This is a genomic window from Streptomyces sp. NPDC033270, from assembly GCF_055576575.1.
In genome coordinates, this window is record NZ_JBVIRA010000020.1 from 40,575 (window position 1) to 53,819 (window position 13,245).

Genomic DNA, 13,245 nt, shown 5'->3' on the forward strand with positions numbered 1-13,245 from the left:
GGCCCGGCGGCCCTACGCCGGCCGGGTGGCCCCCGCGAACGGCATCTGGTCGATCGGCGCGATGCGTACCGGGGCGCCCGGATGGGGCGCGTGGATCATCTTGCCGTCGCCGATGTACAGGCCCACATGGCTGATGCCGGTGTAGAAGAACACCAGGTCGCCGGGGGCGAGTTGGGAGCGGTCGACGCGGGGGCCGGAGTTGATCTGGGTGTAGGTGGTGCGCGGGAGCGAGACGCCGCCGGACTCCCAGGCGGCCTGGGTCAGGCCCGAGCAGTCGTAGGCGGAGGGGCCCGTGGCGCCCCAGACGTACGGTTTGCCGAGGGCGGAGTAGGCGAAGGAGACGGCGCGGGCGGCCCGGGAGTCGGGGGCCAGCGCGGCCGCCGAGCCGGCGGGGATCCCGCCGAGCAGGCCGTCACCGCGGCCCGTTCCCCGGTCCGCGCGGGCGCCGCCCCGGGAGCCGTCCGCGCCCGCCATCCGACGCCGCTGCTCCGCGGTCAGCCGGTCCAGCAGCTGCTCGGCGGCGTCCAGCTTGCGGACGATGGTGACCCGGTGCTTCTTCAGCCCGGTCTCGGTGGACACCAGCCGCTGCGCGGTGTCCTCGGCCCGCTGCCGGACCTGCCGCACGCTGCCGAGCCGGCGCGCGTAACCGGCCACCGCGGCCGCCTGATGGCTGCCCGCGCGCTCCAGCACCGCGGCGCCGTCCAGATAGCGCTGCGGGTCCTCGGAGAGCAGCAGCGAAAGGGTCGGGTCCATACCGCCGGAGCGGTACTGGGACGCGGCCACGGCGCCCAGTTCCGCGCGGGCGGTGTTCAGCTTCCGGGTCCGGCGGGCGGCCTCGTCCTGCAGTCTGCTCAGCTCCTCGCGTGCGGTGTCGGCGGCTTCCTTGGCGCCGTTGTAGCTCTGTGTGGCCACCTCTGCCTCCTGGTACAGCGCGTCGACCCGGTCCTTGACCTGGTCGGGGGTGGGGGAGGGGGCCGCCTGGCCGGTGCCGTCGAAGGCGGTGGCGGTGGCGGCGCCCGCGAGGGCGAGGGTGGCGGCCGTACGGACGGTGCGCGCGCTGCGCGAACCGCCTGTGAGCGCGGCGAGCGGATGCTGCCTGGGCTTGCGGTGCGAGGCCACGGTGGCCGTCACTTCCTTCCCTTCGGGCCGTGGGTCCGGCGGCGGTCGGCAACGGGGGAGCCGACCGCCGCCGCACCTCTCGGCGGGGCGGCCGACGGAACACCGGCACGGAGGCCGGCGATGGCGGGATGTCGGCCGCCTGGAGGAGGACGCTAAGCCGGGGCGTCACGGGGGTGAGTCCGGTTGGCTGGCATTGTTCGCTTTCGACCGCGGCCGGAGCGCGGGTGATCGCACCGCCGCCGCCTGCCCACCGGGACCGGTCTGCCGTGACCGAAGCGGCGATTGCGGACGCCCTGCCCGAAGGGCCGTGCTATGCGGCGGCTACGATCCAGCACTATGGACGTAGTAATCAATGTCTTCGTCGGCCTGCACATCATCGGCATCGCCTCCCTGCTGGGCGGCTTCCTGACCCAGATGAAGGCGATGGGCGCGGGTACCGCCCGCTTCGTGCCGGCCATGCTGCACGGCGCGCTGACGATGCTGGTCACCGGCATCGTGCTGGTCGGCCTCAACCAGGCCCAGGACCACCCCGTCAACAACATCAAGATCGGCATCAAGATGGCCGTACTGGTGGTGATCCTGGCGCTGGTCTACGTCAAGCGGGACGAGGAGAAGGTCCCCGCACCGCTGTTCGGCGCGGTGGGCGCGCTCACGATCGCCAACATCTTCATCGCGGTGCTCTGGACCTGACGGCGGCACCGGCCACTACGGCACACCGCGCGGTCACCGTGCTCCGGAATCCGGAGCCGATGGCCGCGCGGTGGCGTGTGGGGGGTGGCCGTGGGGGGTGGCCTTGCCGGGCGCCCTGGGCGCCTCGGGGGAGGAGTGGTCCGCGGGGAGGCGGGGCCTGCCTCAGGCCGGGCGGACGCTTCCGTAGATCGGCATGTAGTAGATCGACTCCTCCCGGACGTTGGCGCCCGGCTTGGGAGCGTGGATCATCTTGCCGCCGCCTATGTACATGCCGACGTGGCTGATGTCGTCGTAGAAGAACACCAGGTCACCGGGCTGCAGATCCTTGGTCGCCACCCGCTGGCCGACCTTGACCTGGTCCCAGGTCGTCCGCGGCAGATCGACCCCGGCCGCCTTCCACGCCGCCTGCGTCAGCCCCGAGCAGTCATAGGAGTTGGGCCCGGTGGCGCCCCAGACGTACGGCTTGCCCATCTGGGCGCGGGCGAAGGCGAGCGCCTTCTCCGCCTTGGTGTTCGAGTCCCCGGTGGAGCCGCCGTCGCTGGTGCCACCGCCGGTCTCGCCGCCGGTCTGTCCGCCCGTCGAGCCGCCGTCGTGCTGCCGCTGGCGCTCGCGCTCCTGCTGCCGGCGCGCCTCCTCCTCGGCCTTGCGCCGGGCCGCCTCCTCCTTCTGGCGCTCCAGCTCCGCGAGCCGCGCCTTCTCCTGGGCGGTGAGCCGCGACAGCAGCTGCCGGGCCTCGGCCAGCTTCTCCTGGACGGACTGCTTGGACTCCTTCAGCGCGGCCTGCGACTTCTGCAGCTTCTCCAGGCTGCTGGTGGCCGCGGCCCGCTGCCGCGCCGCGGCCGCCGCCTGCTCCTGGTAGTCGGTGACCGCCTGCTTCTGCCGGCTGGGCGCTCCATGAGGTGGCTGCGGTCGACGAACTGCTGCGGGTCCTTGGCGAGCATCAACTGCGCCGTCGGGTTCATGCCGCCGGTGCGGTACTGCGCCGAGGCGAAGGTGCCCAGTTCGCGCCGGGACTCGTTCATCCGCTGCGCGCGCTTGGCGGCGGCGTCGAGCAGACCGTCGACGGTGGCGCTCTGGTGGTCGGCGCGCTCCTTGGCGGCGTTGTACTTCTGGGTGGCCACCTCGGCCTGGCGGTAGAGGCCGTCGACCTTCTGCTTGACCTCTTCGATGGAGGGCCTGGGCGCCCTGGGGGCGGCGTCGGCGGACTGCGAGAGCAGGGTGACCGAGGCGAGCGCGGCGGTGGTGAGCCCGGCCGCCGTACGACGGCTCCCGGGCGATATGAGAACGCTGGTGCGCGGCTTGCGATGGGACGCCAAGGCCGGCAACTCCTTCCGTGACCGCCTACCGGGTTAGCTGTCGGGTTCGGGCGGTGTCGCTGACGGAAGGCTTGCCCTACGGTCCGTGCGGTCGCCGACGACGGCCGCTGGATCGATTCACCCCGGTGGTGCTGGTGGGTCCCCGGCTCCGGGTGCCTGCTGGCAGGGCCGGACTCGGCGCGGGCGGCCCGTGCGGAAGCTGTCGACCGCGGGGAGGCGGGCTGCCTGAGCGAGGACGTTAGCCAATTCGTGTGGCTCCTGTGAAGGCTGATGTTCGATATGCCCGAAACCTTTTCGTGACCTGAACGCGCTGCGGGGGGTGTTGCGTCAGATGTCGGGTTCGGGTAGGCGGCCGGCACCCGGCTGCTCCGCCTCCGGCCGCTGACCTGCCCCGGCGCGGACAATCGCGTACTCCCCGGCGCGCTGTCAGTGCGGCGGCCTAGACTCGGTGGGCGATGAGCAGCCTCTTTGACGACAGCTTTCTGGCGGACCTCGGCCCCAAGGGCGAGGAGGAGCACCCGCCGCCTCCCGAGGACGAGCACGAGCCGGTCCCGGAGGAGGTCCCCGCCGACCTCTTCGGCGGGAGGTTCGACGCGCCCGTGCACACCGAGGCGTACTACCGCGACGGCGCCGCCCGCCCGCCCGTCGACCCGGCCGCGCTGCTGGAGGGGCTCAACGACGAGCAGAAGGCCGCCGTGGTGCACGCCGGAGGCCCGCTGCTGATCGTCGCGGGCGCCGGCTCCGGCAAGACCAGGGTGCTCACCCACCGCATCGCGCATCTGCTCGCCGAGCGCCATGTCCACCCCGGCCAGATCCTCGCGATCACGTTCACCAACAAGGCCGCGGGCGAGATGAAGGAGCGCGTGGAGCAGCTGGTCGGCCCGCGCGCCAACGCCATGTGGGTCTCCACCTTCCACAGCGCCTGTGTGCGCATCCTGCGCCGCGAGTCCAAGAAGCTCGGCTTCACCTCCTCCTTCTCGATCTACGACGCGGCCGACTCCAAGCGCCTGATGGCGCTGGTCTGCCGCGATCTGGACCTGGACCCCAAGCGCTTCCCGCCCAAGTCCTTCAGCGCGAAGATCTCCAACCTCAAGAACGAGCTCATCGACGAGGAGACCTTCGCCCAGACGGCGGCCGACGGGTTCGAGAAGTCGCTGGCCGAGGCGTATGCGATGTACCAGGCGCGGCTGCGCGAGGCCAACGCCCTGGACTTCGACGACATCATCATGACGACGGTCCATCTGCTGCAGGCCTTCCCGGACGTCGCCGAGCACTACCGCCGCCGCTTCCGCCATGTGCTCGTCGACGAGTACCAGGACACCAACCACGCCCAGTACACCCTGGTGCGCGAGCTGGTCGGCAGGGGAACGGCCGACATCCCCGCCGCCGAACTGTGCGTCGTCGGTGACGCCGACCAGTCGATCTACGCCTTCCGCGGCGCCACGATCCGCAACATCCTCCAGTTCGAGGAGGACTACCCGGACGCCACGACGATCCTGCTGGAGCAGAACTACCGCTCCAGCCAGACGATCCTGTCCGCCGCCAACGCCGTCATCGAGCGCAACGAGAACCGCCGCCCCAAGAACCTCTGGACGGACGCCGGCGCCGGCCCCAAGATCACCGGCTATGTCGCCGACACCGAGCACGACGAGGCGCAGTTCGTCTCCGACGAGATCGACCGCCTCACCGACGCCGGCGACGCGAGGGCCGGCGACGTCGCCGTCTTCTACCGCACCAACGCCCAGTCCCGGGTCTTCGAAGAGATCTTCATCCGGGTCGGTCTGCCCTACAAGGTCGTCGGCGGGGTGCGCTTCTACGAGCGCAAGGAGGTCCGCGACGTCCTTGCGTACCTACGGGTGCTCGCCAACCCCGAGGACACCGTCCCGCTGCGCCGCATCCTCAACGTCCCCAAGCGCGGCATCGGCGAGCGCGCCGAGGCGATGATCGACGCCCTGTCGTCACGCGAGAAGATCACCTTCCCCCAGGCGCTGCGGCGGGTCGACGAGGCGTACGGCATGGCGGCCCGCTCCGCCAACGCCGTCAAGCGCTTCAACGTCCTGATGGAGGAGCTGCGCACGATCGTCGAGTCCGGCGCCGGGCCCGCCACGATCCTGGAAGCCGTCCTGGAGCGCACGGGCTACCTTTCCGAGCTCCAGGCCTCCACCGACCCGCAGGACGAGACCCGGATCGAGAACCTCCAGGAACTCGCCGCGGTGGCCCTGGAGTTCGAGCAGGAGCGCGGGGAGGAGGAGGGCGCCGGCACGCTCGCCGAGTTCCTGGAGAAGGTCGCGCTCGTCGCCGACTCCGACCAGATCCCCGACGAGGACGAGGAGGGGTCCGGCGTCATCACGCTGATGACGCTGCACACCGCCAAGGGCCTGGAATTCCCGGTCGTCTTCCTGACCGGCATGGAGGACGGCGTCTTCCCGCACATGCGGGCACTGGGCCAGACCAAGGAGCTGGAGGAGGAGCGCCGGCTGGCCTATGTCGGCATCACCCGCGCCCGCGAGCGGCTCTACGTCACCCGCTCGACGATGCGCAGCGCCTGGGGCCAGCCGTCGTACAACCCGCCCTCCCGGTTCCTGGAGGAGATCCCGGTCGACTACGTGCAATGGCGCCGGACCGGTCCGGCGACGCCTTCGGCGTCCATGGGCGGCCTGACGTCGAGGAGCGGCACCGGCGGCTTCGGCGGGGGCGTCGGCGCCACGCTCTCGTCGGCCCGCGCCAAGGGCCCGAGCGGCTTCGCGACCCGGCGCACCAAGGACCGCGAGGTGGTCTCGCTGACCGTCGGCGACCGCGTCACCCACGACAGCTTCGGGCTCGGCACGGTCGTCGGCGTCAAGGGCAGCGGCGACAACGCCGAGGCGACCATCGACTTCGGCGGCGAGAAGCCCAAGCGGCTGCTGCTGCGGTACGCGCCCGTCGAGAAGCTGTAGGCGGGCGGGACGGGGGCCGGCTCAGGACGGGGAAGCGGCGCCGGCCCGACGCTGCGGGAACGGCCCGCCTGACGTTGCAGGAACGGTACGGCAGCGGTCAGTTCGGGTCGAGCCCGTGGCCGCGCAGCCACGGCAGCGGGTCGATCGCCGAGCCCCCGCCGGGCCGCACCTCGAAGTGCAGATGCGGTCCCGTGGAGTTCCCGGAGTTGCCCGAGTAGGCGATCTGGTCACCGGCCTTGATCGACCCGGAGCGGATCTTGGTGCTGCTCAGATGGCAGTACCAGGTCTCCGTGCCGTCGGGCGAGGTCACGATCGCCATGTTCCCGTAGGCGGAGTTCCACTGGGTGCGGATGGTGCCGTCGGTGGCGGACAGGACCGGGGTGCCGTAGTCGACCGGGAAGTCGATGCCGGTGTGCACGGACATCCAGTTCACACCGGCCTGGCCGAAGAGCGCGCTCAGCCCGTGCTGATTGACCGGCAGCACGAACTTGGGCCGCATCGCCTCTTTGCGGGCCGCCTCCTCCGCCTTGCGCTTGCGCTCCAGCGCCTGGCGCTCCTTGAGGTCGATCCGCTCCTGGGTGCGGCTGGCACGGTCGCGGAAGTCGTCGGCGCCGGCGCTGAGCCCGGCGAGCTGGGTGTCGAGCTTCTTGTTGGCCGCGGAGGGCTTGACGGCCCCCGGGTCGACCGCGGCCTGGGTGGTCGTCTCGTCCTTGTCGTCCCCGCCGATACCGGCGACGGACGCGGCCGCCACCCCGCACACTCCCATGGCGGCGACGGACGGAACGGCGACGGTCAGCAGCGCCGACCGCTTGGCCGGACGCCGCCGGCCCCGGCCGCGGACGGCCTTCCCGGCCGGCGGTCCGGTGACCCGGCGGCCGGCGGGGGCGGGGTCGGCGGGGGTCACCGGCATCGCCTGCGTCATGGCGTCCGCCACGGCGGCGGCCTCGTCCAAGCGGGCGCTGCCGTCGTCGTCGATGCCGCCGTCGACGCCGGAGCCGTCGTCGTGCGGTTCGGCCGCTTCCCAAGTGGCGGTTTCCCACTGGTCGGTGTCGCCCGGCGGCGGGCCGGCCTGTGCGGGGATTCCGGCGATCAGTTCCTGGTCGGCCGCCGGCCAGATCGCGGTGGCCTCATAGCTCTGGGTCTCGAAGCCCGAGGTGTCGAAGGCCGCGGCCTCGAAGGCGGCGGTCTCCTCGACCGCGGTGGCCTGCCGGCCGATGGTGTCGTAGCCACCGGCCGTCTCATATGCGCCTGTTGTCTCGTACGTCCCGGTCGGATAGCTGCCGGTGTCGTACGCGCCGGTGTCGTGGCTGCCGGTGTCGTATCCGCCGTGCCCGTAGGAGGTGGCCTCATAGGCGGCCGCCTCGTAGGCGCCGGACTCGTGCGCGGAGGCGTAGGCGGCCGCGCCCGGTGCCAGGGTGTCGTACGCGGTGTGCGCATACGGGTCGTAGCCCGCGGCGCCGCCGGTCTCGTAGGCGCCGGTGTCCCACTGTGTCGAGGAGAAGCTGCCGGTGTCGTGGATGCCGGTGGCGTAGCCGCCGCCCGTGGCCGTCGGGTAGGCCCCGGTGTCGTACGCGCCGGTGTCGTAGCCGCCCGTGCCGTATACGCCGGCGCCGTACGCGGCGGTGTCGTGGCTGCCGGTGTCGTAGGAACCGCTGCCGTGCGTCCCGGCGTCATAGGTGACGGCGTCATAGGCGCCGGTCGCATAGGAACCGGTGTCGTACGTCCCGGTGTCGTAGGAGCCGGGGAGCGAGCCGAAGAGGGGGTCGCCGTCACCGTAACCGGCGCTGCCGGTCCCGGAGTGCTGCTGCCCGTAGGCGTCGTAGGCGGGATAGTGCGCATACGAGGCGTCGGAAGCGGAGCCGGTCGGAAGTGGGCCTTCCGATGGGTGACGGTCGTTCACCAACTTCTCTTTCGCCTCGGCAGCAGGAGAATTAGCGGCGACTGTACCCGGCGGTACGCGACGGCGACAATCTTCCACGGGAACCGGGCTCGGCAAGACCGGGCATTTGGCCGCCTTTCGGCAGCCCGCATGCGACTTCTTGGCGCCCCGTTCGACTGGTGTTCGACTCCGTGTCATGCCGGGGGAGGCGGTCAGGCCACCGAAACGGCGTCCGCGCCCCCCTCCCCGGCTGCCTCCGCAGGGCTCAGCGCCTCACGTATTCCGGCGGCGACGGCGCCGTTGACCGGTAGCGCGAGATGCCCGACACCAAGGACGCGCACGTTCCGCACGAGCAGATCCGGGTGATCGATTCTGGCTGTCGTGGCCGGCACCATCACCTGGTCCTCCTCGCTCCAGAAGGCCACGCACCGCGTCCGGCAGTGCGGCGCCGGAAGCGACAACTCCGCTATCACCTCGGAGTCGGGGCGCATCTGCCGGACGAGCGGGTGCGCCGACATCAGGGGTGCGACGCGGGTGCCGGAGTGCGGTGTGCCGAGCGTGACGAGCATGCGGACGCGGGCGTCGCCGCCGAGCCGCTGTACGTAGTACCGGGCGACGAGCCCGCCGAGGCTGTGGCCCACCAGGTCCACCCGGCGGTGGCCGGTCCGTACGCACACCTCCTCCACATGGCGGCCCAGCAGCTCGGCGGCCCGGCGTAGATCGCAGGTCAGCGGGGAGTAGTTGAGCGCCTCGACATGGCGCCAGCCGTGACGCAGCAGCGAGCGGCGCAGCAGCACGAAGACCGAGCGGTTGTCGATGAAGCCGTGCAGCAGCAGGACGGGGGGACGGGCCCGGCCCTCCGTCGGCAGCAGCACGGGGGCATCGGCGGTGGTGGGCAGGGGCAGCGGGCGCTCGCGGGGGATGCCGGTCGGATAGAGGAGCATATGGCCGGCGAGGACCGCCAGCTCCACGACCGTGCTGCGGGCCAGCAGGCGCGCGGAGCGCACCGGGAGCAGACGCGCGCACCGCAGGGGTGCGCGCACGGCGCGCGCGATCAGAAGGGGTGTGCTGAGCAAGGGCAGGACCTGCATGGCCGACCTCCCGAACGGCATGCGGGAGGCGCCTTCGTCCCCCGTATGCCCTCGCGGGAAGCCGTGGGCTGCGAAGGCGAGCATGCGGCGTACTCGCCCTGATGCGCGCCCCGTGGCGCGGTGGCCCGGCTGCGGCTCCCCGGGCGCCCGGCCCGCGCGCACCGCACCACGTGGCCGTGGTGTGACGACACGCGGAACGCGGCGCGTAGCGAACGTGTCCCACGTGTGATTTCCCCCTCCCCGGATGTCACGAAACGGCTGGGTAAGCGATGCTGGAGATAACGTTCGTTCACGCTCGTGGCCGCCGGATCGCGGTCGCGCGATCGATTGTCGGCTCGGCGGCACCACAGTGCCGTGCATGGCTTGGAGGCAGTGATGAGTGTGGCTCGGCAGGACGGGGCGCAAGCGGGGAGCCAGGGCGCGGCAGGCAGGTCGGGGCCGATCCGCGTGGTGGTGGCCAAGCCGGGCCTGGACGGGCACGACCGGGGGGCCAAGGTCATCGCGCGGGCGCTGCGGGACGCCGGTATGGAGGTGATCTACACCGGGCTGCACCAGACCCCGGAGCAGATCGTCGACACCGCCATCCAGGAGGACGCCGACGCGATCGGGCTGTCCATCCTCTCCGGAGCGCACAACACCCTCTTCGCGAAGGTCATCGAACTCCTCCAGGAGCGCGACGCGGCCGACATCAAGGTCTTCGGTGGCGGCATCATCCCCGAGGCGGACATCCCCCCGCTCAAGGCGCAGGGCGTCGCGGAGATCTTCACCCCGGGCGCGACGACCGCCTCCATCGTGGAGTGGGTCAACGCCAACGTGCGCTCGCTGGCGGTCTGAGGCGCGGCCGAGCGCGGTGGGAAGGCGGCGCGCGGCCGGGGCGCGGACGATCATCACGCGCCCCGGCTCTCGTTCGCGTCGCCCGGGGACGGCGGCGGGGCCAGCTCGGCACGCATCGTGGCACGCAGCCGCAGCGTGCCGACCAGCCGCTGAAACGCCTCGGACCAGTAGCCGCCGGAGCCCGGCGAGGCGCCCTCCGGCTCGTCCGTGACCGCGGTGAGCATGTCGAGCCGGTCCGCCGCGGCCGGGTCCAGGCAGCGCTCGGCAAGCCCCATCACCCCGCTGAAGCTCCAGGGGTAGCTCCCCGCGTCCCGGGCGATGTCCAGGGCGTCGACGACGGCCCGGCCCAGCGGCTCGGCCCAGGGGACCGCGCACACGCCGAGCATCCGGAAGGCGTCCGACAGGCCGTGCGCGGCGATGAACTCCGCCACCCACCGGGCCCGTTCCTCCTCCGGCAGCACGGTCAGCAGCTTGGTCAGATCCCGCGACGAGCCGGCCGGGGCGACCTCGGCGGCCTGGGCCGGCGCGGCCGGCGCGCCCAGCAGCGCCCGCGCCCACTCGGCGTCGCGCTGGCGCACGGCGGCGCGGCACCAGGCGTCGTGCAGCTCGGTACGCCAGTCGTCGGCCACCGGGAGCGCGACGATCGCCACCGGGTCGCGGCCCTCGAATCGCGCCCGCCAGCCCTCCAGCGGCGTCGCCTCCACCAACTGGCCCAGCCACCAGGCCCGTTCGCCGCGCCCGGAGGGCGGTGTGGGCGCGACGCCGTCCCGCAGCATGCCCGCATCGCACTCGTGCGGCGCCTCGACGGCGATCACCGCCGCGCCGGCTGTGCGGTCCAGTCCGACGCAGGTACGGGAGCGTCGCGCCATGCGGGCCGCGAGCGCGGAACCGGGCAGCGCGGAGAGCAGCTCGGCGGCCGTGGCGCGCACATTGCGGCTGCGGTCGGACAGCGCCTCTTCGAGGAAGGGCTCGTCGGGCGGCGACAGGCCCTCGCGCAGCGAGTCGAGGAACATCAGCCGGTCCTCCGCCCGCTCCGTCGCCCACGTCGTGCGCAGCAGGCCCAGGCCCTCCCGCGGGTCGCGGCGGCGCAGCGCCGTCAGCAGGGCGACCCGCTCGGCGAACAGGCCCTCCTCCCAGCGCCGCCGCACGCTCTCGACGTCGCCGCCCCCCGGCAGCGCGGCCGGGCCCCCGGTCCCGCGGAGCGCGAACCGCCAGGCGTCGTTGAGCCGCGCCAGCCACAGGGCGCGCGGTCCCGCCAGGGAGAGCGCGGCGGGACGGAGGTCCGTACGGGCCCGGGCGGCGTCGAGCAGCGCGGGCAGCAGTGCGTCGGGGGCGCGGTAGCCGTAGCCGTCGGCGGCGGCCAGCCACTGGGGCAGCAGTTCGGTGAGATCGGGGGCCGTGCCGCGGCGGCTGCCGACCGCCGCGCCGCCGCGGTCCGCGAGCAGCAGCGACAGCCTGCGGCGCGCGGCGGGCGGCAGCGGGGGCCGCGGATCGGCCGGGGCCGGGGCGGGCCGCTCACCGGCCGGTGCGGGGCGCAGCGCGGCGCGCCGGCGCACCGTGCTCACCGCGGCCGCGTCCAGCAGCGCGGCCGCGGCGGGCTGCCCGGCCCGCACCGCCACCGGCGGTCGGCGCCGCTCGGTGCCGAGCAGCGCCGCGCTGACCAGATCGGGCCAGGGAGCCGGGGCGGTCGCGGTGGGCGCGGGGGCCGAGGGCCGGGCGGCCGCGTCGGCGGGGTCAGGGCCGGTGGTCGTGTCGGCGGTGTCAGGGACGGTGGTCGTGTCAGGGCTGGTGGTGGTCGTCATGCCCTTCCTCCAGGCATCGGTGGTCGATGGGGTGTACGGACGGGCTGGTGCCACAACGGGCGCGGCCGGCGCGGCCGCGGGCCGGCGTCACAGGGCCACCGGGGTCGGGTCCCAGGCCGTCAGCGGCAGAAAGCCGCGGTGGCCGCACTCGCCGAAGACCGTGAGCGGCGCACCGCCCGATATGGCGGTCAGCTGCCACAGGCCCGTACGGCCGAGGCAGCGCGGGTCCAGCGGGAGCGCCGACTCCCCGTCCGCGTCGGCCAGTTGCCAGCCCTCGCCGTCGCGGCCCGGAACCGGCGTGACATCGGCGAGCACCACCGGCCAGGAATCCAGCCACGGGTCGTCGCGCAGCGCGTCGCCGTACGCGGCCAGGGCGGCGTCGACGCCGCAGCCCGGCGGCACCGGCCCCGGCGCCGCCGGGGCGTGCCGCTCGCCCAGGGCGGCGCGCAGCGGGCGGGCGCCCGGGTAGTAGGACAGGTCCGCGTCGAGCACCAGGCCGGGCGGCAGGGTCACCTCCAGGGGGCGGCCCGCACCGCCGAAGGACAGATGCAGCGCCATCCGGCCGGTCCGCTCGCCCCGCAGATAGATGCGGCGGGTGGTCAACGCGCCGTCCTCGCCGTCCTGCTGGGCGAGCACCAGCCAGCGGTCCCGCACCGTCGCCGCCTCCGGGCCGGTCAGCACCTCCGCCGCCTCCGTGGTGAGCCCGACGCGCGAACGGACCGTCGCCGCGAGCGGCGCGGGCAGCCGCTCGATGCCGAGGAAGCCCTGGTCGAGGAGGTGCACCAGCGCGCACTCCTCCAGCAGCCGGGCCGGCCAGTCGGCGCCGGACCCGGTCAGCGACCCCAACTCGCGTACCCGCGCGGCGAGTCCGGGCGCCTGGGCGTCGACCATGCGCGCGGCGGTCTCGTCCCAGGACCCTCCCCCTGAGTCCGAGGTGCCCCCGCCGGCGGAGGCCAGACCGGACTGCACAAGATCCTCCAGCCGCCGCTCCAACTCCGTGGCGCCCGCGGCGATCCGCCCCATCCGGCGCTCCGCCCGCCGCCTGGCGGCCTCCGCGTCACCGGGCGCGCGCGACGCCGCGCCACCGTCCGACGGCGCACCCTCCGCCCGCCCGGCGCGCTCGCGGCGGCCGACCAGCCACTCCTGCGCCCACTGCGGCGGCTCCCCGGCCGCCACCGCCCCCTCCTCGGCCGCCACCGCTCCCTCCTCGCCCGCCCAGAGCAGCAGCAGCCCCAGCGCGTGCTTGCACGGAGACTTCCGGCTCGGGCAACCGCACCTGAAGGCCGGGCCTTCGATGTCCACGACCGCTTGGTAGGGCTGCTTTCCGCTGCCCTCGCACAGCCCCCACACCGCACCCCCGCCCGCGCCCGTCCCCGACCACGTCCCGGCCGCCGCGAGCCTGCCGGCGGCCCTGCCCGATGCCTCGTCAGGTGCCAGTGCGAGCACCTGATCCGTCGTCCAGCGTTCCCCCTGCGGATTCATGTCTCCGACGCTACGACGCACCACTGACAATCGCCGCAGAGCGCGCTGAGAAGACGATGAATGTGCAGGTCAGAGGCTGCTTTTGAGGTCGTTGTC

The 13,245-nt window shown here is 73.3% G+C and carries 8 protein-coding genes, 1 pseudogene and 1 riboswitch; of the genes and pseudogenes, 3 read left to right on the forward strand and 6 right to left on the reverse strand.

Features of this window, described 5'->3' with window-relative positions; all coding sequences use genetic code 11:
• Positions 1 to 12: 12 nt before the first annotated feature.
• On the reverse strand, positions 13 to 1,131 hold the full coding sequence (locus ACZ5XZ_RS25630) for a C40 family peptidase (protein WP_468981911.1): 1,119 nt from the start codon (positions 1,129 to 1,131) through the stop codon (positions 13 to 15).
• 324 nt (positions 1,132 to 1,455) lie between these two features.
• Between ACZ5XZ_RS25630 and ACZ5XZ_RS25635 the strand changes: the two genes are divergently transcribed.
• Positions 1,456 to 1,809, forward strand: coding sequence for a hypothetical protein (locus ACZ5XZ_RS25635; protein WP_468981914.1), 354 nt, complete (start codon positions 1,456 to 1,458; stop codon positions 1,807 to 1,809).
• Positions 1,810 to 1,971: 162 nt separating this feature from the next.
• On the opposite strand, the pseudogene ACZ5XZ_RS25640 reads toward ACZ5XZ_RS25635, so the two are convergent.
• Positions 1,972 to 3,125 (reverse strand): annotated as a pseudogene (locus tag ACZ5XZ_RS25640) (C40 family peptidase).
• Between the two features lie 7 nt (positions 3,126 to 3,132).
• Positions 3,133 to 3,315: riboswitch (cyclic di-AMP (ydaO/yuaA leader) on the reverse strand.
• 265 nt (positions 3,316 to 3,580) lie between these two features.
• Between ACZ5XZ_RS25640 and pcrA the strand changes: the two are divergent.
• Complete coding sequence (gene pcrA, locus ACZ5XZ_RS25645; RefSeq protein ID WP_468981915.1) at positions 3,581 to 6,061, forward strand: DNA helicase PcrA; 2,481 nt, start codon at positions 3,581 to 3,583, stop codon at positions 6,059 to 6,061.
• Positions 6,062 to 6,158: 97 nt separating this feature from the next.
• On the opposite strand, the gene ACZ5XZ_RS25650 is transcribed toward pcrA, so the two are convergent.
• Positions 6,159 to 7,961: a M23 family metallopeptidase gene (locus ACZ5XZ_RS25650; protein ID WP_468981918.1), complete on the reverse strand. Its 1,803-nt coding sequence runs from the start codon at positions 7,959 to 7,961 to the stop codon at positions 6,159 to 6,161.
• A gap of 191 nt (positions 7,962 to 8,152) precedes the next feature.
• Complete coding sequence (locus ACZ5XZ_RS25655; protein WP_468981920.1) at positions 8,153 to 9,031, reverse strand: esterase/lipase family protein; 879 nt, start codon at positions 9,029 to 9,031, stop codon at positions 8,153 to 8,155.
• Positions 9,032 to 9,406: 375 nt separating this feature from the next.
• Between ACZ5XZ_RS25655 and ACZ5XZ_RS25660 the strand changes: the two genes are divergently transcribed.
• Complete coding sequence (locus ACZ5XZ_RS25660) at positions 9,407 to 9,865, forward strand: cobalamin B12-binding domain-containing protein (protein WP_384487115.1); 459 nt, start codon at positions 9,407 to 9,409, stop codon at positions 9,863 to 9,865.
• A 53-nt stretch (positions 9,866 to 9,918) separates the two neighbouring features.
• Here ACZ5XZ_RS25660 and ACZ5XZ_RS25665 read toward each other — a convergent pair whose 3' ends face one another.
• The gene (locus ACZ5XZ_RS25665) at positions 9,919 to 11,667 is read right to left on the reverse strand and encodes a DUF5691 domain-containing protein (RefSeq protein WP_468981924.1); all 1,749 of its coding nucleotides are present in this window, start codon (positions 11,665 to 11,667) and stop codon (positions 9,919 to 9,921) included.
• 87 nt (positions 11,668 to 11,754) lie between these two features.
• Complete coding sequence (locus ACZ5XZ_RS25670) at positions 11,755 to 13,149, reverse strand: SWIM zinc finger family protein (protein ID WP_468981927.1); 1,395 nt, start codon at positions 13,147 to 13,149, stop codon at positions 11,755 to 11,757.
• Between the last annotated feature and the right edge of the window lie 96 nt (positions 13,150 to 13,245).

What these genes read in the sequence shown, in the direction of transcription:
- ACZ5XZ_RS25635 (WP_468981914.1), top strand. Translation starts at nt 1,456, where the DNA reads ATGGACGTAGTAATCAATGTCTTCGTCGGCCTGCACATCATCGGCATC.
- pcrA (WP_468981915.1), top strand. Translation starts at nt 3,581, where the DNA reads ATGAGCAGCCTCTTTGACGACAGCTTTCTGGCGGACCTCGGCCCCAAG.
- ACZ5XZ_RS25655 (WP_468981920.1), bottom strand. Translation starts at nt 9,031, where the DNA reads ATGCAGGTCCTGCCCTTGCTCAGCACACCCCTTCTGATCGCGCGCGCC.
- ACZ5XZ_RS25660 (WP_384487115.1), top strand. Translation starts at nt 9,407, where the DNA reads ATGAGTGTGGCTCGGCAGGACGGGGCGCAAGCGGGGAGCCAGGGCGCG.
- ACZ5XZ_RS25665 (WP_468981924.1), bottom strand. Translation starts at nt 11,667, where the DNA reads ATGACGACCACCACCAGCCCTGACACGACCACCGTCCCTGACACCGCC.
- ACZ5XZ_RS25670 (WP_468981927.1), bottom strand. Translation starts at nt 13,149, where the DNA reads ATGAATCCGCAGGGGGAACGCTGGACGACGGATCAGGTGCTCGCACTG.